Origin of the sequence: Nocardia suismassiliense, from assembly GCF_900269665.1 — a bacterium.
GTDB lineage: Bacteria > Actinomycetota > Actinomycetes > Mycobacteriales > Mycobacteriaceae > Nocardia > Nocardia suismassiliense.
The window spans coordinates 3,480,553-3,498,512 of record NZ_LT985361.1 but is presented as its reverse complement, the minus strand read 5'-3'; the positions used below and the strand labels follow the sequence as shown (position 1 = coordinate 3,498,512).

The following is a 17,960-nucleotide window of genomic DNA, read 5'->3' as shown; positions in this document are numbered from 1 at the left end:
GTCGCGCCGGCAGTTCGGCCGCGCGCCGGCAGTTCGGCCGCGCGCCAGCAGTTCAGCCGCGCGCCAGCAGTTCAGCCGCGGGGCGGCGGGGTCAACCGCGGGCCAGGGCTCGGTCGGCCAGTGCGGCGACGACCGGGGCGAGCGCTTTGGCGTAAGCGACTGTCAGGTGGTTGTCGTCGCGGTAGATGAGGGTGTTGCCGGTGATGAGCGGGCAACGATCGGCGGTGCAGAACAGGTCGGTGAGGTCGGCGTACTGGCCGTCGCCCGCCGTTGTCGCGGCTCGGTCGGCGGCGGTGCCCGCGTCATCGACGGCGACCGGGCGGTTCGGTGCGCAGGCCAGCGCGTTGTCCAGATGGCCGGACAGGCAGGTGGGCACGGTGCTGTGCGGGTCCGGAATCGGGCCGAGCACAAGGACATTCGCGCCGATCGCGCGCAGCTGCGTGGTCAGGCGGGACAGGCTGTCGATCCAGGCCTGGTCGTAGGTGGTGAAACCGAAGTCGCCGCCGTAGCGCCGGGACATGCTCAGTACGATCAGCCGTGGATGCTCGGCCTGTAGCCGGGCCAGGACCTGGTGCCGCCATTGCACGCATTCGGTGTATTCCCGGCCGAGGTAGGGACTGGTGATGGGCAGTTCCATCAGCGGGCAAGTCACCTTGCTCATCGTCTCCAAGCGCCAATGCCGTTGCTCGGCAATCTGTTCGAACGCCGGGCTCCACATCGCCGCATGCGAATCACCGACCAGCGCCACCGTGTTCGCCGAGCCGAGGTCGCCCGCAACGCATTGGGGCTGCCCGACGTCGAGCCAGGAACGCACGCAACCGTTTCCGAATACGGCGGCCTTGTCGGCGGGTGCGTCGGCGAGTGACGGGGAGAGATTCGACGGGACCGACGGCGATTCGGCCGAGGCCGCGACGGCGGTCTGCACCTGCGCGGTCAGCTGTCGCACCGCCGCATCATGCGGATCGATGGATTCGGACGGCGGTGCCTGCGGTGCCGCGACGACAGTCAACGCCTCGGCCGCCGCCCCACGCCCGACCGGCACCGGCACGAGCACCAGCAGCACCATGCCAACGCAAACGGCGACCGCAGTGACGACACCACCACCGGCCAAACTCAGTGCGGCCGAACGCCGTAGCGGCGCCGCGAAGCGGGCGGGATCCTCTACGAACCACAGGGTCAGCATGGCCAGACCAGCCGCGGTAGCGACCGCCCCCAGCGAACCGACCAGATCGAGCGGGTGACCGGTGAACTTCGGTGCGAGCAGCAACACCGGCCAGTGCCAGAGATACCAGGAGTACGACAGCCGCCCGATCGATCGCAAGGGAGCCGTCGACAACACTCGGCCGACCCCAAGCTGGGGCGCGGCACAGCCCGCCGCCACGATCAAGGCCGCACCTAGCACGGGCAGCAGCGCAGCGGTCCCGGGATACGGCGTCCGCCCGTCCAACTGCGTACAACTCACGACGATCGCCGCCAGCCCCACCCACCCGGCGACAGTGGCAACCGACGCCGGGATTCGACGCCAGACCGGAACCGACAACGCCACCATGCCACCCACCGCCAACTCCCACGCCCGTGCCGGCAGCGCGAAGAACGCCCACGACGGCAACGTGCTGGTCCAGTCCAGCGACACCACGAACGACAGCGCGGCGACCACCCCGAGCACAACCAGATACGGAGTCGGCGAAGCACTCCCGGTCCTCCGCCACCGCCGCACGAACCAGGCAACCCCGATAATCAACGCCGGCCACAACAAGTAGAACTGCTCCTCCACCCCCAGCGACCAGTAGTGCTGAAACGGCGAAGGCGGCGCATCCGCAGCAAGATAGTCGGTGCCGTGCAACGCAAGCCGATAATTCCCCACATACAACGCACTGGCAATCCCATCCCCCAACACCTGACGCGCCTGCAANCTGCCGCACCAACAATTCCCTCGAGGCCGTCCCTACCATGGAACGCATTCTTACCAACGATCCCCAGCAATGTCGCAGCGACATTTACTTTTTAAGCCGTACTGAATAACTCGATAAGTCCGGCTTATACAAAGCTGAGCCCCTTCGAACAATGTGCTGCTAACCGCCCGGTGACCGATACGCAGATAACGGGACCTCTCCACATCTGTGCTATGGACAGAAATCTCCGATGCCTACCCCTCTTCGCCGCCCCACCGCGCGGCATACCCCGATGTCGTTGACGCAATGATTACGTCACTATATTGTTGACACGTGCTGTTTCCGACACCCGCATTGAGCGACGCCGACGAACGTGTGCTGTCCGAGGTGGACCGCATGCGTGAAGCACTGCGTCACCAGCTGCAGAACGCGCCGGCTGCGTGGACGGGAGGACTGCGGAAGTTCCTCACCGCCGACGCGGTCGCTGCATCGAACTCCATCGAAGGATTCAAGGTCGCCACGGTCGACGTGGAAGATCTGATGGCCGGCGAGCGTGATGTCGATATCTCGGAGGAGAACCGGGCGGAGACACTGGCTTACGAGCGAATGATGACCTACATCCAGACATTGCACGACGCCCAGGACTTCTCATACAGCAAGGGACTGCTCAACGCTTTGCACTGGATGCTGCAGGGACACCGGCATGCGGCGCGCCGACCAGCGGGGCAGTGGCGGCGCGGTCCGGTCTATGTCACCGATGTGCGCGATCCGAGCATTGCCGCCTACACCGCGCCGGAGGCCGGGGCGGTGCCGACGTTGATGGCGGAGCTGGTGGATTGGCTTGCTGACACCGACGAATCCCATCCCCTGGTTCGCGCCGCGATGGCGCACCTACATCTGGTGTCGATTCATCCATGGGCTGACGGCAACGGCCGGATGTCACGCTCGCTGCAAACGTTGATGATCGCGCGCGAAGGCGTGCTGGCGCCGGAATTCTCCTCGATCGAGGCGTGGCTGGGGCGCCCGGGCAATACCTGGGAGTACTACCAGGTGCTGGGGCGTCGCGGCAGCGAGTACCACCCGGATCAGGATGTCTCGGAATGGATCCGGTTCAACCTGATCGCCTATCACCAGCAGGCGCAGACCGTTCACGCGAGGTTCGTGCGTTCCGGCCGAGTATGGGAGGCGCTGACCGATTTCGCGACCACCGCCGGTTTGGACGAGCGGCTGATCACCGCGCTGCACGACGTCGCGATGTCGGGTCGCGTACGCCGCACCCGCTACGAGCAGAACGAAGGACTGAATCTGCAACAGGCGCAACGCGATCTACGCGAACTCGTACGCAGGCAGATCCTCGAGCCAGTCGGACGCACCCGTGCGAGGTTCTACGTCGCTGGTGCGAATTTTCCCGAGACGGCCTTGGAGATCGCACGCACTCCGACGACGTTGGCGGATCCTTACGCCACCACCCGGTAGAGAAGCGCTCTGCCGCGAAATCTATTGCTACAGGCGATCATGAGGAATTGATGGTGCAGCCCTCTCGGCCGACGCCGGCATCAGTTCCTCATGATCAGTCGACCAATACACGAAACCCCCGGCGCGCGGGTGCGGCCGGGGGTTCGAGGGTGAAGGGTCAGCCCTTGACCAATTCAGGTGCCACGGTTTCGGACTCGTCGGATTCTTCCGGGGCGGCGGCCCGGTTGGGCAGCAGGACTGCCATGACGATCACCACGAGGGCCAGGACGGCGGAGACCAGGAAGGCCAGGCGCATGCCGTCGAGGTGGGCGGTGATGGCGTCGGTGCCGTCTTCGACGAGCTGGGTGCTGCGGGCCGACATGACGGTGACCACCATGGCGGTGCCGAAGGCGGCGGCGACCTGTTGCAGGGTGCCGAGCATGGAGCTGCCGTGCGAGTACAGCTGGTGCGGGAGCGCGCCGAGGCCGAGGGTGAAGACGGGGGTGAAGGTCGCGGCCAGCGACACCATCAGCACCACGTGCAGTGCGATCAGCTGCCAGTACGGCATGGTCATCGAGATCTGGGTGAAGCCGGCCAGTGCCACGGCGATGCCGATCGACCCGGGAATCACCAGGCAGCGGCCGCCGAACTTGTCGAACAGGCGGCCGACGGTCGGCCCGAGCAGACCCATCGCCAGACCACCCGGCATCACCAGCAGGCCGGTCGCCAGCGGGCTCAGGCCACGCAGGTTCTGCAGATACAGCGGCAGCAGGATCATCGACCCGAGCATCGCCATGAACGCAACCGACATCAGCACCAGCGCCTTGGTGTAGGTGCCCGCCAGCAGCACCCGCAGGTCGAGCAGCGGAACACCGGTGCGCTGCAGCCGCAGCTGCCGGAACACGAACGTGGCGATGAGTGCCACACCCGCGGCGACGATCAGAGCCGGGCTGGCCAGGTTGTCGGCCTCGAACTTACTGAGCCCGTACACCAGACCACCGAAGCCGAGCGCGGCGAGCAGCACACTGGACCAGTCGATCCCGCCGGGCTGCGGCTCGCCGACGTTCTCCAGCTGCCGCAATCCGAGCCAGGTGACCACGCCGGTGATCGGCAGCACCAGCACGAAAAGCCAACGCCAGGAACCGACCTGGAGCACCAGCCCGGAAATGACCGGCCCCATCGCGGGCGCCACCGAGATGGCGAGGGTGACGTTGCCCATCACCCGGCCGCGATCCCGCTCGGGCACCACGGTCATCAGCGTGGTCATCAGCAGCGGCATCATCACCGCGGTGCCGCCGGCCTGGATGATCCGCCCGATCAGCAGCACCACGAACGACGGCGCCACGGCCGACAGCGCGGTACCGGCCAGGAAGACACCCATCGCCACGGCGTAGGCCTGCCGGGTGGTGACCCGCTGCAGGAACCAGCCGGTGGTCGGGATGATGGCCGCCATGGTGAGCATGAACGCGGTGGACACCCACTGCGCCGCCCGCTCGGTGACCGCGAGGTCCTCCATCAACCGCGGGATCGCGTTGATCATGATGGTCTCGTTCAGGATCACCACGAAGGTCGCGAGCACCAGCACCCGGATGACGGTCGGTGTCCGTCCTCCCGAGACGGGAGCGGATGGTTCGGGCATCGGATACCTCCGGGGGCATAGAGATCGGCAGGGCAACGTGTGGCCTTGGAGCTTCGAGCCCCCGGCGCCACAATGATGGAGACGGACTCGGGTGCTCGAACTCATCGGCGCGCATCAGTAAACCGGTCGATACCGACAAGTTTCATCGGATTTTCCGGCAGGGCGACCATGCCGCTGACCCGTATCAGCTGGTCAGACAGTCTTATGAAGAAGATCCAACTTCAATCGTGAGCCTGGTCACTCCCGGCTGTCGCAGCACACCGAGACCAGACCGCACACCGTCGGCAACACACTAGGGTTCGGACATGCGCGAGATCGATGCGTCCGAGTTCCTCCGGCGTTTGGCCCTACCCGGCGCGGAACCACCGAGCGTGGCCGCCCTGACCCGACTACATGAGGCCTTCGTCCAGCAGGTGCCCTACGAGGCGTTGGAGATTCAACTCGGCCGCAGCACCACCCTCGACCCGCTCGACTCCGCCGACCGCATCATCCGGCAGCGCCGCGGCGGCTACTGCTACCACCTCAACGGCGCCTTCTCCGCGCTACTGCGGGCCCTCGGCTATCAGGTCACCCTGCACCGGGCAGGCGTGCAGAATTCCGGCGGACCCGCCACGATCAGCCGAAACCATCTGGCACTCACCGTCTCCGGACTACCGGACGACCCGGAGACGACCTGGCTGGTCGACGCCGGACTGGGTGACGCCCTGTTCTCGCCACTACCGCTGCGCGCGGGCGACTATCCGCAGGGCCCGTTCACCTTCGGCCTGCGCCCGTCCACCGCGGTCGCCGGCGGCTGGCGCTTCAACCATGATCCGCGCGGCAGCTTCGTCGGCATGGATTTCGATCCGGCCCCCGCGACCATGTCCGACTTCGCCGAACGACACCAATATCTTTCCACCGCACCGGAATCCGGCTTCGTCCGGGTGTGCGTGGTGCAGCGTCGACATGCCAGCGGTGGCGACACCCTGCGCGCCCGCACCCTCACCAGAATCGATGACTCTCACACCAGCACAACGGTTCTCGATACGCAGGAGGACTGGTTCACCGCCCTGCACGAGGTATTCGGCATCTCCCCCGCCGTCTTCGACCGCGCCGCACGCCACCGGCTGTGGCATCAGGTGACCGCGCAACACGAAGCCCATCTGGCCCGGCAGCCCTGAGCCGCCCCCAGAATCGAGGGGGAAGCATCGGCCGGTCCTATGGCTAGAGTGATTCCGTTAGCTGGTGGGTTTGTCGGAGGGCAGCGGTGGAGCAAGCGTTCAGGGTCGATTTACGTGGCGTAGTCGACCTACTAAGTCACCACCTCTACGGCAGCCCGCGGGTCTACATCCGCGAGTTGCTGCAGAACGCGGTCGACGCCGTCACCGCACGGCAAGCCACCGACGCGGACGCGCCCGCCGAGGTGCGCATCGAAACCCCGGACAGCACGGGTGACGGCAGTATCCGCGTGTACGACAACGGCATCGGGCTGACCGAGCCCGAGGTGCACGAGTTCCTGGCCACCATCGGCCACAGCGGCAAGCGCGACAGCCTCGGCTTCGCCAGGCACGAGTTCCTCGGTCAGTTCGGCATCGGCCTGCTCTCCTGTTTCCTCGTCGCCGACGAGGCGCGGATCCTGACCCGTTCGGCCCGCGGCGGCCCGTCCGTGGCGTGGACCGGCTACGCCGACGGGCGCTACCGCGTCGAGATCGCGGCCGAGCAGCGGCCCGAGCCGGGCACCACCGTGACGCTCACGCCACGCCAGGGCATGGAACCGTGGCTGACCAGCACCACCGTGCTCGAGTTGGCCACGCTCTTCGGCGGCCTGCTGCCGTTCCGGGTCACCGTCGACGGACAGACCATCAATGCGGTCGACCTACCTTGGCGGGCAACATATCCCACGCCGAGCGACCGTCGAGCGGCGCTGGCTACCTACGCCGAGGACACCTTCGGTTTCACGCCGTTCGCCAGTTTCGACCTGTCCAGCGCCGAGGCCGGGCTCACCGGCGTGGCGTTCGTGCTGCCGCAGGCGGCCAATCCGGCGGCCAAGACCGGGCATCGGGCCTACCTCAAGCGCATGCTGATCGCAGAGAATGTCACCGGGCTGCTGCCCGATTGGGCGTTCTTCGTCCGCTGCGTGGTCGACACGAGCGAGCTGCGCCCGACCGCCAGCCGGGAAGCCCTGTACGAAGACGACCTGCTGGAGTCGACCAGGGAAGCACTCGGCGATCAGGTCAGGGACTGGCTGATCGAGCTGTCCGCGGCGGACCCGGCCCGACTCGCGCAGTTCCTGCAGATCCATGACCTCGGCGTGAAAGCCCTTGCGCTGCATGACGATGACATGCTGCGCCTGGTTGATCGCTGGCTCGCGGTGGAGACCAACGCGGGCCGGATTCCGCTCGCCGAGTTCCGGCGCCGCTTCGGCGCCATCCGCTTCACGCCCTCGGTGGAGGAGTTCCGGCAGCTCTCCGCCGTGGCCAACGCCCAGGGCATCGGCCTGGTGAACGGCGGCTACGCCTACCTCACCGAGATCCTCGAACGACTACCGGCGATCGATCCCGAGATCCGTGTCTCGCGCCTCGAAACCAGCGAGCTGGCAACGCATTTCGACCTGATCGATCCGGCGACCGAGTTGGCGCTGCGCCCCTTCCTGGTGACGGCCCAGCGCGCCCTGGACCGATTGGACTGCGAGGTCACGCTGCGCACGTTCGACCCGCCCTCGCTCGCCGCGCTGTATCTGCTCGACCGGGAAACCCAGCACCGGGCCGAGCTGCGCGCCACCCGGGCGATCGCCGACGACCTCTGGTCGGATGTGCTCGGCGCCTTCGACACCGGGCTCGGGCCGGATCGGCCGCAACTGGTCCTCAATCATCGAAACCCGCTGGTGCGCAAAATATCTGCGCTATCCGACCCTCGACTGGCCACCATGGCGGTCGAGGCGCTCTACAGTCAGGCCCTACTGCTCGGCCAGCACCCGCTGCGTCCCGTGGACACGGCCTTGCTCAACAGATCTTTCGTCGGCCTGCTCGACTGGGCGGTACACGACGAGCGGGGAGAACAGTAATGGCCAAGTCGGCGGACAGCCTGTACCAGTTGATCGAACAAGCCGATCAACTCCCCTTCGGCGACGGCAAAGACGCACTGCTGGAAGAGGTTCTGCGGCACGCGGAGGCCGGGGAACACACCGAAGTCGCCTTCTACGCGCGACTGCGGTTGATCGACGCGTACACCCAGGGCATGCAGCCTGCGAAGCTGTTCGTTCCGTTCGCCCGGTGCCTGGCCGATTACGACCGTAACCCCGCGGCGCATGATCCGTGGGTGGCGGCGACGCTGCGCTGGGATTTCAAGCACGCCATCACGGCGATGACGAAATTCCCTGAGGTGCCCAAGGATCGGGCGCTGGCCGTGCTCGATCAGATGGAACGCCGCTACCGCACCGAGAGCCAGAGTTTGCACGCGGTGTACGCCTACCGCTACCGGGTGGCCGCGCACGTCGGCGACCTCGCGGCCGCGGACGACTGGTACGCGAAATGGTGTGCGACGCCACGGGATGAGAACTCCGACTGCGCGGGCTGCGATCCGACCAACAAGGCCGACTACCTGGTCGATCGGGGCCGGGACGCCGAGGCCATCGCGGTCGCCGGGCCGGTGCTGGACGGCGAACTGAACTGTGAACAGCAGCCGCAGCGAATCCTCACCACTCTGCTGCTGCCGTATGTGCGCACCGGACAACTCGAGCAGGCGCGCAACGCGCACCGCCGGGCCTATCGCATCCTGCGCACCAGACCGCAGGATGTGGCCGAGATCGGCGACCACCTGCAGTTCTGTGCCCTGACCGGCAACCAGTCCCGCGGCCTGGAACTGCTCGACCGGCATCTCGGCTGGCTGGATCGCGCGCCGAGCCCCAAGGACGCCATGTGGTTCGCCGCGTCGGCGGCCTTGTTGCTGCGTACGGTGGTCGACGCCGGCCACGGCGAGGTGATCGTCCGGCGCCCGGCGCACGCGGACCGGCCTGCGGCCGAGCACACCGCGCAGGTGCTGCACGACGAGCTGGCGCGCCACGCGTTCGACATCGCCGCCCGGTTCGATCAGCGCAACGGTACCGAGCATCAAACATCCACTGTGCGAAGGCTGCTGGCGAGCGAGCCGCTGGTGGATCACCTGCCCTTGTCCGCCGCGGCCGACCATCGGGTACCGGCGCCGCCACAGCAGGTGGCCCCTCCGGTGGACGTCACCGCGCTCACCGCCGACGAACTCGTCGAACGGGCCGAGCACCTGCTGCGCCGATACGACGCCGACGCCGCAGAACCTCTTGTGCAGCAACTCATCTCGCTTACCGCTGCGGCGCCCGCCGACTCGAAGCTCGCCGCGCGCACCGCTATCCTGCGCGCGCGACTGGCGTCGTGGGACGACGACAACCCGGCCACCGAATCGCTACTGTGGCAAGCCGTCGAGCGATACGAGGCCGCAGGTGATGAAGACGGTCGCCAGGTCGCCCTCGGTTGCCTCGGCAAGTACCTGTGCGCGCATGATCGAGTCGAGGAGGGATCGGCGCTGCTGCGTGCTTCGCATGCCTACCTGATCCAGCGCCCCGACATCGAAGGGCAGGTCTGGTCCGCTATCCGATTGGCCAGCGGCCTGTTGCAGGCCGAAGAGCCCGCGGCCGAGCACTTGGCCGAGGTCGAGTCCCTGCTCGCGCAGGCCGCCGCCACCGCAGCCGAATCCGGCGACCCGGTGCTGATCGGCGATGTAGCGGTGCACCGCATGCATCGGCACATCCACAGCGCCGAAGAACTCGACGACGCGATCGACGCCGCACGCACGGCCGTGGCGGCCTTCAAGGAGGCCGGCATCCCCCGGATGGTCGCACCGTCGGCCTTCCGCCTTGGCGTGCTGCTGCGCAGCCGCGATGAGTCCGAGGCCGCGCTGGCCGCCGCCGACGAAGCCTTGGCGAGCCTGGCCGCCGACGCCCCCGCCGACCTGCGGGTGGTGCTGCACGGCCTGCGTGGCGCCGTGCTCAACGACCTGGACCGGCCGGGCGAGGCCATCAACGATCTGCTCACCGCGGTCGCTATCGGCCGGACGGAGGGTCTGCCCCAGGTCGCTCGCTGCCTGTGGGATCTGGCCATCGCCTACCGGGCGACCGGGCAACTGCTCGACGCCGCCGACCTCGCCGAGGAGGCCGTCGCGAGCTGGGCGGGGCTCGGCCAGGACGAGTCGGCTCATCAGTGCCGCTATCTGCTCGCGGGCTTGCATCTCCAGCTCGGCGAGCCGGATCAGGCGCTCGCCCTGTACGAAGAGATCGTCGAATTCCACCGTGCCCGAGACGAACACGGCGCCGTGGCGGAGATCCTCGCCGAAACCGCCGACCTGCTCGACAATCTCGATCGCGACGCCCTCGCCGCCGAGCACTACCGGCAGGCCGCCGACGCGGCGGTGCTCGACAACGACCCGCTGCGAGTTGCCTACTGCCGCTACAGCGCTGCGCTGTCGCTGCACTGGAGCGGTGAGTCGGCCGCCGCGCTGGCCGCGCTCGAGGTAGCCGATCAGGCGATGCGCGATTTCGCCGACGTCGAGCCCGATCCGAACCTGCTCACCTGGCATCGCGCCCGGCTGGACTACAACGCCGCGCGCATCTTGTTCGCCGACGACCGCCTGGACGTTGCCGTGCTGCGTGCCGCGGCCGCTGCGACCAACTTCCGCACCATCGACGCCACCGAGCCCGCGCTACGCGCCGATCTGGTGCACGGCCGGATCCTGCTCGAGATGGGCCGCGCCGATGATGCCGCAGCGGTCCTCGGCAAGGCGCTCACCGAGGTCGAGGAAGACAATCCGCTGCACGAGGTCCTGTCCAGCGCCCTCGCCGCCGCGCGTGCCGACGTGGGATGAGCTAGCGAGCGCGTGGCACGACACCACCGCGCCGGCCGATCAGCGCCCGAAAGTGGTGGCGGCCAACGGATCCACGTCGATCATGTCTTCGATTGCCCGGCGCGGGGTGGATGGCAGCGGCGCGGAATCGGTCGGCACCCAGCCGATGCGGATCATGGTTTGCGGGAAGGCGCAGTCGTAGAGCACTTGCGATCGGATGTCGTCGCGTAGTTCGGGGAGGCCGAGCGGCTCGGTCTGCAGACAGCTGGACAGTCCGAGGCGGGTGGCTTCCAGCAGCAGCGCGCTGGTGGTCTCGCCGGCGCGCAGCTGGGACGGGCGGTCGTCGTGCGGGGTGCAGACCACCAGCCATTCCGCCGCGTCCGGCTCGGTGAGGCCGTCGATCAGGTCGGCGTCGGCGAACACGCGGGCGGGGATCTGGTCGCACTGGTGCGGGCGCGGCACATTCGCACCGGGCACGCCGTCCTCGGTCCGCTGCCCGCCGCTCCACTCGGCGAGTTCGAGCTGATAGTCCAGGTCCGCCGCGTGCCGGGCCACGGCATTGCGGAACGGCTGCACCAACCGGAGCCGAAGGCCGTCCGGGACGTGGCGCACCACGGCACCGAACTTTGCCGCCCTCGTCGAGATGGTCCGGAGGTGACCGGCCGGGATCTCCCACGAGCGGTAACCGCGGCGGTCGGTGTGCCGCTGCAGTACCGCGGCACCGAGCTCGATGTCGGCCTGGGTGGGCTGATGCGGTGCCAGCTCGATGGTCGCCAGATGGTCCGGTTCCGCCGGGTCGGGCAGCTGCGTCACATCGGCGGACCAGCCGACAACCGCCAGGGCGACGCGCAGATGATGCAGCACCGCGCCGCAGCTCACCACCAGCTTGCCCTGCCGAGGATCACTCGCCACCAGATGACGCTTCGGATCGGCCCACAGCTCGATCACCCGATCCCGGATCCGCCACCGCCACGGTTGGGTGTTATGGATCGACGGTGCACGTACCGCCATCTCCAGCGCGATCTTGACGGTGTCCATGGTTGGCCCCGACGGTGCCATGAGTTCGAGCTATCCTTCCACATTGAAATATTCGATAGGCGTCATACCCCGGTGACCAGGTCATTCACGATCGACGCCGTTCTCCAGTGTCCCTATGAGGCATAGTTCTGTCATCGAGGTGAATGTCACTTCAGTGCCGGAGTCACGCCGTGCGCCGCCTAGCCGCCCGGCCACCGGGCCAGCTGACGGCGGTGATTCAGGTGCTCCCGTCGGTCCGACCGGAATCCTCGGGTGGAAGCTGCTGAACACCACCGCCGACTGGGCTCATGTTCGGTTCTCAGCCCCGCTTTCCGCCTGTCGTTCCGGCTCGGGCTCCGGTTCGTGTTCCGGCTCCGGCTCGGGCTCGGGTTCCGGCTCGGGTTCCGGCTCCGGCTCGGGCTCGGGTTCCGGCTCGGGTTCCGGCTCCGGCTCGGGTTCCGGCTCCGGTTCCGGCTCGGGCTCGGGTTCCGGCTCCGGTTCCGGCTCAGGCTCGGGCTCGGGTTCCGGCTCCGGCTCCGGCTCAGGCTCGGGCTCGGGTTCCGGCTCCGGCTCCGGCTCCGGTTCCGGTTCCGGCTCCGGCTCCGGCTCCGGCTCGGGCTCGGGCTCGGGCTCGGGCTCGGGCTCGGGTTCCGGCTCAGGCTCAGGCACAGGCACAGGCTCAGGTTCCGGCTCGGGCTCGGGTTCCGGCTCCGGCACGGGTTCCGGCACAAGCTCGGGTCCTGGCTTCCATACCAAGTCGGGCGGAGGCGCTGGTGCCTCATACACAGGGATCGGCGGAACTCCGAAATACCTTGGGGTGTACGGGATCTTGGAAGTCGTATCCGGAATCTCCTCGGGTGCGCGCTCGCTGACGGGCGTCGACGGGCGGTCCGGTGCGAATGCCGGTTGGGATGCTTGTTCGTTCGTCGGCAACCGGCCGTCCGGCGACTGTGCGCGAACAACTGGCTGAGCTGAGGGGACCGGGCGGTGGGCGGCAGCGATATTCGGCTCCGTCTGCCCAGGTTTCGCCTGCTGGTCGTAACCGGCGCGGAATTCGCTGCGCTGCCTGAGGAATTCGTTTACTTGGTGCTGCAGCGCCATCCGCTGGACGAGCAACTCGTTCGGGCGCAATCCCGCGCCTTCGAGAGCGGCGGTGCGCTCGGCGAATTCGTGCGCTCGACGTGCGAAGGCCTCCTCGCCCGCGCGTCGTGTCTGCTCGTCCCGAGAAGCTGCCGATTCAGGACGTGGCGACTCCGGCGCCTTGGCCAGTGGTTTCGATTGCGGATCACCGTGTGTCCCGGGAGACGGCTTCGTGTTGGTGTTGTCGCCACCGGTGGACAGCTGCCCGGATGCTGCCGGGCGCTCTTGCATGCCCTCGGCTGTTCGATTCGACGAATCCGCGCCATGGGGCTGTTGCGGTTCACCGTGGGGCTGCACCGCTTCCGGCGATGTATGCGCGCCAACAGTGTTCTCAGCACCTGTGCCCGGCACCGCTGCCGGCTCGGCGTTCTGGTGTGCCGCATCCGGCCGCGCGGCAACCTCGTGCGGCGCAGCGGAATTCGTGCTGTCACCGCTCGGCTGCACCGGCTGAGGTGGCTCGGTGACCTGCGGCGTACCGTTCGTCGGCACCGCATGATCCGGTGCGACATCGCGGATCTGCCCGTCACCGGCCATGGCCGGTGTTTCCTTCGGCCCGGCGATGATTCCGGACTCGCCAGCACGCCCCGGCGCCGCTTCGTTCGTATCCCGGTGCGCAGTCCCCTCCGGCAGACCGGCCCGGCTTCCGCCGTTTCGTGCGTCGGTACCCGATCCGACCTGCGCAGAATCGCCGACCCGAGTGCCGGCATCGGCCGAACTCCGCCCCGAAGAAGACCCGTGCGACGACTGCCCCGAACCTTCGCTGTGGGTAGTCGAATTCGGTGTGCCACTATTCGCCGGATCTCCGGTGCGAGGCGCGGAACCATTGTCCATTCCGTTCCGCCCACCAGCTGCGGAGTTGTCAGGCCGGACCGGTGCCGAACTGCCGTCGCCGCCGACTCGTCCCGGTTCCGCCGCATGGAAACCCCGTGCACCGGGCCCACGCCCGAACGAAGAATGGCGAAACCCCTTGCTACCGCCGGTCAACACCCCATAGGCCGCGCCGCTGGTCAGCAGTCGAGGATCCCAGGTCCAGCCATTCGCGATACCGCCGACTCCCCAAGCGCCCACGGCCCCGACCATCCCCGATCCCGCACCGACGACCGCACCTTTGACCGCACCGCCCCAATGTCCACCTGGCAGTGGAACTTTCGCCGCCGCTTTGCCGAGCAATCCCCCGGCGGGTCCGCCGACCGCACCGGCCGCCGCAGCGGTGTAGGCGGTCGTGCCGACCCGATTCCAATCCATCCCGTCGCGATGTCCGGCACCGACCTGGTACGCCTGGATCGCGGCGTCCTGCCCAGCACCGAGCACGGTGCTGAAGACAACGTGCTTGGCGGTGAACTTGGCGAGCGCAGCGATCCCGGTCTTCGCGGCGAACCGCGCGATCGCACTGACCGCCCGCTGACCGAGCAGCCGCACCGCCACGCGGGTTGCCGCGAGGGCCGCCGCTTCGACGAGTGGCGCTGTCGGCGGAAAGAACCATGCGGCAGCGATTTCGACAGCAAGCATGGCGAGAGCGCTGATGACGAGAATCTTGGTGTACTCGATCTCGGTGGCCAGCGCGTCCGCCGATTCCGCGACGTAGTCCAGGGTTTCGGCCAGCTGCTCCAGCGATTCCGGGCCGCGGTCCAGCTTGTTCAATGCGACGGTCATCGCCTCGATGCCCTCGCCCCAGGGGTACGCGTCGATGGTCGCCTTCTTGGCGGCGGCCAGATCCGGTAGCAGTTCACGGATTTCGGCGGCGGCTTTGCGCCAGTCGTCGGCGATGGCCCACATCTTGTCTTCGTCGCCGTCGGGCCAGTCCGAGCCTGCGATCCAGCCGAGCCACGCCAGCTCGTCGGGAATGGTGATGGACACGCGTTACCGGAACGACCCGGCCGACCGCTGTTCGGTCCGAGCCAGCAGATCCGCGGCCTTGTACTGTCCGGCGGAATACGAGCGAAAGGTCTCGGCGGTATTGCCGATCCCCTCTGTCAGGTTCTTGTACGCCGCCACATAGCCTTGCGGCCCGTCGGCGAAGGTGCTGCCATAACCGTCACCACCCCAAGCCGCGCCTTTGGCCGCCAGTGCGGACTCCAAAGTACGGAGAATGCCCTGCATCCGATCGCTCAGCACGCCCATTTTCCCTGCCGCACCACGCAATTGCTCCGGGCCGACCCCGACCTTCGCCGCCACACCTGATCCCTTCACCGTCAAAACCGGATTCAGACGATGTCAGCGATGCACAGCGCTGGAAAAGATCCCCGACGCGGATTTGACGGTTCTCTGACATACGCTGCGGTGCAACAGGTCTCATCCGAGCATCGAATCCACGGCCGCGCCGCCGGTCGGACCGCCGACGCACAGACAACCGCGCGGCAACCGATCCGTGCGATCTTGACGTTTCATTGACACGAGCGCACATGCTCCGCGCGCATCCGCTCGGCCAATGTACGGAAGACCGTGAAGTTCGGAATCAAGCTCACCGGAAGCGATTCCAGTGGTTTCCCACCATGTGCGACTTCAACGCTGACCCATCCGTGCCGCACATCGATGCCGGACACCCGCGACCAAGGCTCCGACCGCTCCCCCGCACCGATCTCGGCCTCCGTCATCCAGAAGTACTCGAAATCGAGGCACCCGCCCGCCGCCAGCACCGCACCGGCCCGCGGCAACTGCGCGGCGGTGATCGCCCGATCGATCTCCGGACCCCACTGCTCCGGCTGGGCGATCCCGTGCCGCAACACAATCGGAACACCGGCGGTGTCGACCAAGGTATAGGCGTACGAGACTTGGCCCGGCGCAGCAGAATCCGCGTGATCGATGATGGTGCGCCAGAGCGTCGTGGTGTCGTACCGAACACACCGAGCCGCACCATCGACCGTCACGACCAGTCCACGCTCGTACAAATCCAGCCGCACATGGCGATTCCGCGAGTGCACATACGCCAACCACAGCAGGTCCCACAGCAGGCGGCCACCGACCATCAGCACACCGGTCACCCCGACGATGACCACGACCGCCACACCGGTCACCCAACCGATCGCCGCCAGTAATCCGGCGCAGAGCGTGCCGACACCCTCGATGACGTATCGTCGCGCACCGGGTTTCGCTGCCGCGTAGCTGCTTCGGTGCGCACCGAGATCTTCCCGCGCAGCGACGCGACCGATATCAATGCGGAGTTGGTCGGCAAGATCCGTCACGACGGCTGACTATGCCCCGAGCGCCGAACCTCGACCACCGCCGTTGACGAAACCCTTACACCGCACCGGCATCCGACTCAGCGGCGCAACGCCGTCTCCCGCTCCATGTGCGAGAACTTCTCCGGGTTGCGCACGGAGTAGAGCCCGGTGACGAGCCCGTCGTCGATGCGCACCGCGATGACGCTGTCGACCGCGCCGTCGAGCCGGAGCAGCAGCGCCGGGGAACCGTTGACCTGCACCGGCTCGATCGTCATCGTGGCGCGTACCCGCGGCAGGCCGATGGACAGGAAGCGGGCGACCCGGGCGGCCCCGATGACCGGTCGCAGCGCGGCCTGCTTGATGCCGCCACCGTCGCCCAAGAAGACGACATCCGGCGCGAGAATATCGAGCAGACCCTGCATATCGCCGGTTTCGACAGCCCGGTGGAACGCATCGAGCGCGCCTTTGGTCTCGGCCTGGGAAACCACTCCGCGTGGTCGGCGCGCGCTGACGTGGGCGCGGGCCCGGTGGATGATCTGGCGCACCGCGGCCGGGGTCTTGTCGACGGCTTCGGCGATCTCCTCGTACGGCAGATCGAACACTTCGCGCAGCACGAACACGGCCCGCTCGGTCGGCGCGAGCGTCTCCAGCACCAGCATCATCGCCATCGATACGCTCTCGGCCAACTCGACGTCCTCGGCCACGTCGGGCGCGGTCAGCAGCGGTTCGGGCAGCCATTGCCCGACGTAGGACTCCTTGCGCCGGACGAGGGTGCGCAGCCGGACGAGCGCCTGGCGGGTGGCGATCCGCACCAGGTAGGCGCGCTGATCCCGCACCGTGTCGAGATCGACCCCGGCCCACCGCAACCAGGTCTCCTGCAGCACGTCTTCGGCGTCGGCGGCCGAACCGAGCATCTCGTAGGCGACGGTGAACAGCAGATTGCGATGGGCGACGAAGGTGGCGGTGGCGTCCGGGCGATCGCCCTCGGTGCCCACCTCGCCGCGATCTTCGGGCGGGTGCTGCGACGTGCCTGCCATGGATGACTCCTCTGCACTCTCGACTGTGTCACGCACCAGACACCGGGCCCGACGGTTTTGTGACACCTGGCGCTTGTGTCACTCGTCACGGCACCGCGCCTGTCACACGGACCGGCCCCTCGGCATCTCATGGTCGTTCAGTTCAACACCACCAGTGAGGACCCAGTCATGGAACCCCGTATCGACCTGTTCAGCACCGAAATCGGCGGCAAGATCGCCAAGCGGTTCGCCAACGTCGGTCTGACGATCCAGCAGTCGCCGCTGCCGAAGTCCACCCAGGAACTGGTGTCGCTGCGCGCGAGCCAGATCAACGGGTGCGGCTGGTGCATCGACGCCCATACCAAGGACGCCGCGGCGGCCGGGGAAACCTCGGTCCGGCTGCATCTGGTGGCCGCCTGGCGCGAGTCCACCGTGTTCACCGAGGCCGAGCAGGCCGCACTCGCCCTGGTCGAGGAGGGCACCCGTCTCGCCGACGCCCATCAGGGTGTGTCCGACGAGACCTGGGCGCAGGTGCGCAAGCACTACGACGACGACCAGACCGTCGCGCTGGTCGCGCTGGTGGCCATGATCAACGCGGCCAACCGGCTCGCGGTGATCGTGCACCAGAAGGGTGGCTCCTACGAGCCGGGTATGTTCGCCACCATGGCCAACTGACCCACGCGGGTTGCGGGCCCGGCTCGGGATCATGCGATCCGGGCCGGGCTCGCACCGCAGGCAGGTGATCGGCGGATGATCGAAAACTTATGGGCGCAGGTGGAGGTCGCGCGATGCT

The 17,960-nt window shown here is 67.6% G+C and carries 11 protein-coding genes and 1 pseudogene; 5 read left to right on the top strand and 7 right to left on the bottom strand.

The window, feature by feature from the left end:
* Nucleotides 1-91: 91 nt before the first annotated feature.
* Nucleotides 92-1,912 (bottom strand): annotated as a pseudogene (locus DBO33_RS15765) (acyltransferase family protein); the annotation flags it as partial.
* Nucleotides 1,913-2,225: 313 nt separating this feature from the next.
* On the opposite strand from DBO33_RS15765, the gene DBO33_RS15760 reads away from it, so the two are divergent.
* Complete coding sequence (locus DBO33_RS15760; protein WP_107655707.1) at nt 2,226-3,368, top strand: Fic family protein; 1,143 nt, start codon at nt 2,226-2,228, stop codon at nt 3,366-3,368.
* 157 nt (nt 3,369-3,525) lie between these two features.
* On the opposite strand, the gene DBO33_RS15755 is transcribed toward DBO33_RS15760, so the two are convergent.
* A complete protein-coding gene (locus DBO33_RS15755; protein ID WP_107655706.1) occupies nt 3,526-4,986 on the bottom strand; it encodes an MDR family MFS transporter in 1,461 nt (486 codons plus the stop codon).
* Between the two features lie 305 nt (nt 4,987-5,291).
* Here DBO33_RS15755 and DBO33_RS15750 point away from each other — a divergent pair, with 305 nt between their 5' ends.
* The 3 genes from DBO33_RS15750 to DBO33_RS15740 all read left to right on the top strand — a co-directional run bounded on the left by DBO33_RS15750 (nt 5,292) and on the right by DBO33_RS15740 (nt 10,854).
* The gene (locus DBO33_RS15750) at nt 5,292-6,146 is read left to right on the top strand and encodes an arylamine N-acetyltransferase family protein (RefSeq protein ID WP_107655705.1); all 855 of its coding nucleotides are present in this window, start codon (nt 5,292-5,294) and stop codon (nt 6,144-6,146) included.
* 86 nt (nt 6,147-6,232) lie between these two features.
* Nucleotides 6,233-8,029, top strand: coding sequence for an HSP90 family protein (locus DBO33_RS15745; RefSeq protein ID WP_107655704.1), 1,797 nt, complete (start codon nt 6,233-6,235; stop codon nt 8,027-8,029).
* Entirely contained in the window at nt 8,029-10,854 is a 2,826-nt protein-coding gene (locus tag DBO33_RS15740; protein ID WP_107655703.1) for a tetratricopeptide repeat protein, read from the top strand. The genes DBO33_RS15745 and DBO33_RS15740 overlap by 1 nt, the downstream gene beginning before the upstream one ends.
* A 39-nt stretch (nt 10,855-10,893) precedes the next feature.
* Here DBO33_RS15740 and DBO33_RS15735 read toward each other — a convergent pair whose 3' ends face one another.
* The 5 genes from DBO33_RS15735 to DBO33_RS15715 all read right to left on the bottom strand — a co-directional run bounded on the left by DBO33_RS15735 (nt 10,894) and on the right by DBO33_RS15715 (nt 17,188).
* Entirely contained in the window at nt 10,894-11,892 is a 999-nt protein-coding gene (locus DBO33_RS15735) for an Acg family FMN-binding oxidoreductase (protein WP_107655702.1), read from the bottom strand.
* Between the two features lie 264 nt (nt 11,893-12,156).
* Complete coding sequence (locus DBO33_RS43570) at nt 12,157-14,847, bottom strand: WXG100-like domain-containing protein (RefSeq protein WP_199856650.1); 2,691 nt, start codon at nt 14,845-14,847, stop codon at nt 12,157-12,159.
* A 3-nt stretch (nt 14,848-14,850) separates the two neighbouring features.
* Entirely contained in the window at nt 14,851-15,165 is a 315-nt protein-coding gene (locus DBO33_RS15725; protein ID WP_107655701.1) for a WXG100 family type VII secretion target, read from the bottom strand.
* Between the two features lie 209 nt (nt 15,166-15,374).
* Nucleotides 15,375-16,172 (bottom strand): DUF6585 family protein, encoded by a 798-nt coding sequence (locus tag DBO33_RS15720; protein ID WP_107655700.1) that lies wholly within the window; start codon nt 16,170-16,172, stop codon nt 15,375-15,377.
* 77 nt (nt 16,173-16,249) lie between these two features.
* Nucleotides 16,250-17,188 carry an RNA polymerase sigma-70 factor gene (locus tag DBO33_RS15715; RefSeq protein ID WP_107655699.1) on the bottom strand — a complete coding sequence of 313 codons (939 nt, stop codon included), beginning with the start codon at nt 17,186-17,188 and terminating at the stop codon, nt 16,250-16,252.
* 168 nt (nt 17,189-17,356) lie between these two features.
* On the opposite strand from DBO33_RS15715, the gene DBO33_RS15710 reads away from it, so the two are divergent.
* Nucleotides 17,357-17,842 carry a carboxymuconolactone decarboxylase family protein gene (locus tag DBO33_RS15710; RefSeq protein ID WP_107660308.1) on the top strand — a complete coding sequence of 162 codons (486 nt, stop codon included), beginning with the start codon at nt 17,357-17,359 and terminating at the stop codon, nt 17,840-17,842.
* Nucleotides 17,843-17,960: the final 118 nt, after the last annotated feature.

Bases quoted from the DNA above. Each gene is read 5' to 3' on its own strand.
- DBO33_RS15755 (WP_107655706.1), bottom strand. From the start codon at position 4,986: ATGCCCGAACCATCCGCTCCCGTCTCGGGAGGACGGACACCGACCGTC.
- DBO33_RS15750 (WP_107655705.1), top strand. From the start codon at position 5,292: ATGCGCGAGATCGATGCGTCCGAGTTCCTCCGGCGTTTGGCCCTACCC.
- DBO33_RS15740 (WP_107655703.1), top strand. From the start codon at position 8,029: ATGGCCAAGTCGGCGGACAGCCTGTACCAGTTGATCGAACAAGCCGAT.
- DBO33_RS15735 (WP_107655702.1), bottom strand. From the start codon at position 11,892: ATGGCACCGTCGGGGCCAACCATGGACACCGTCAAGATCGCGCTGGAG.
- DBO33_RS15715 (WP_107655699.1), bottom strand. From the start codon at position 17,188: ATGGCAGGCACGTCGCAGCACCCGCCCGAAGATCGCGGCGAGGTGGGC.
- DBO33_RS15710 (WP_107660308.1), top strand. From the start codon at position 17,357: ATGGAACCCCGTATCGACCTGTTCAGCACCGAAATCGGCGGCAAGATC.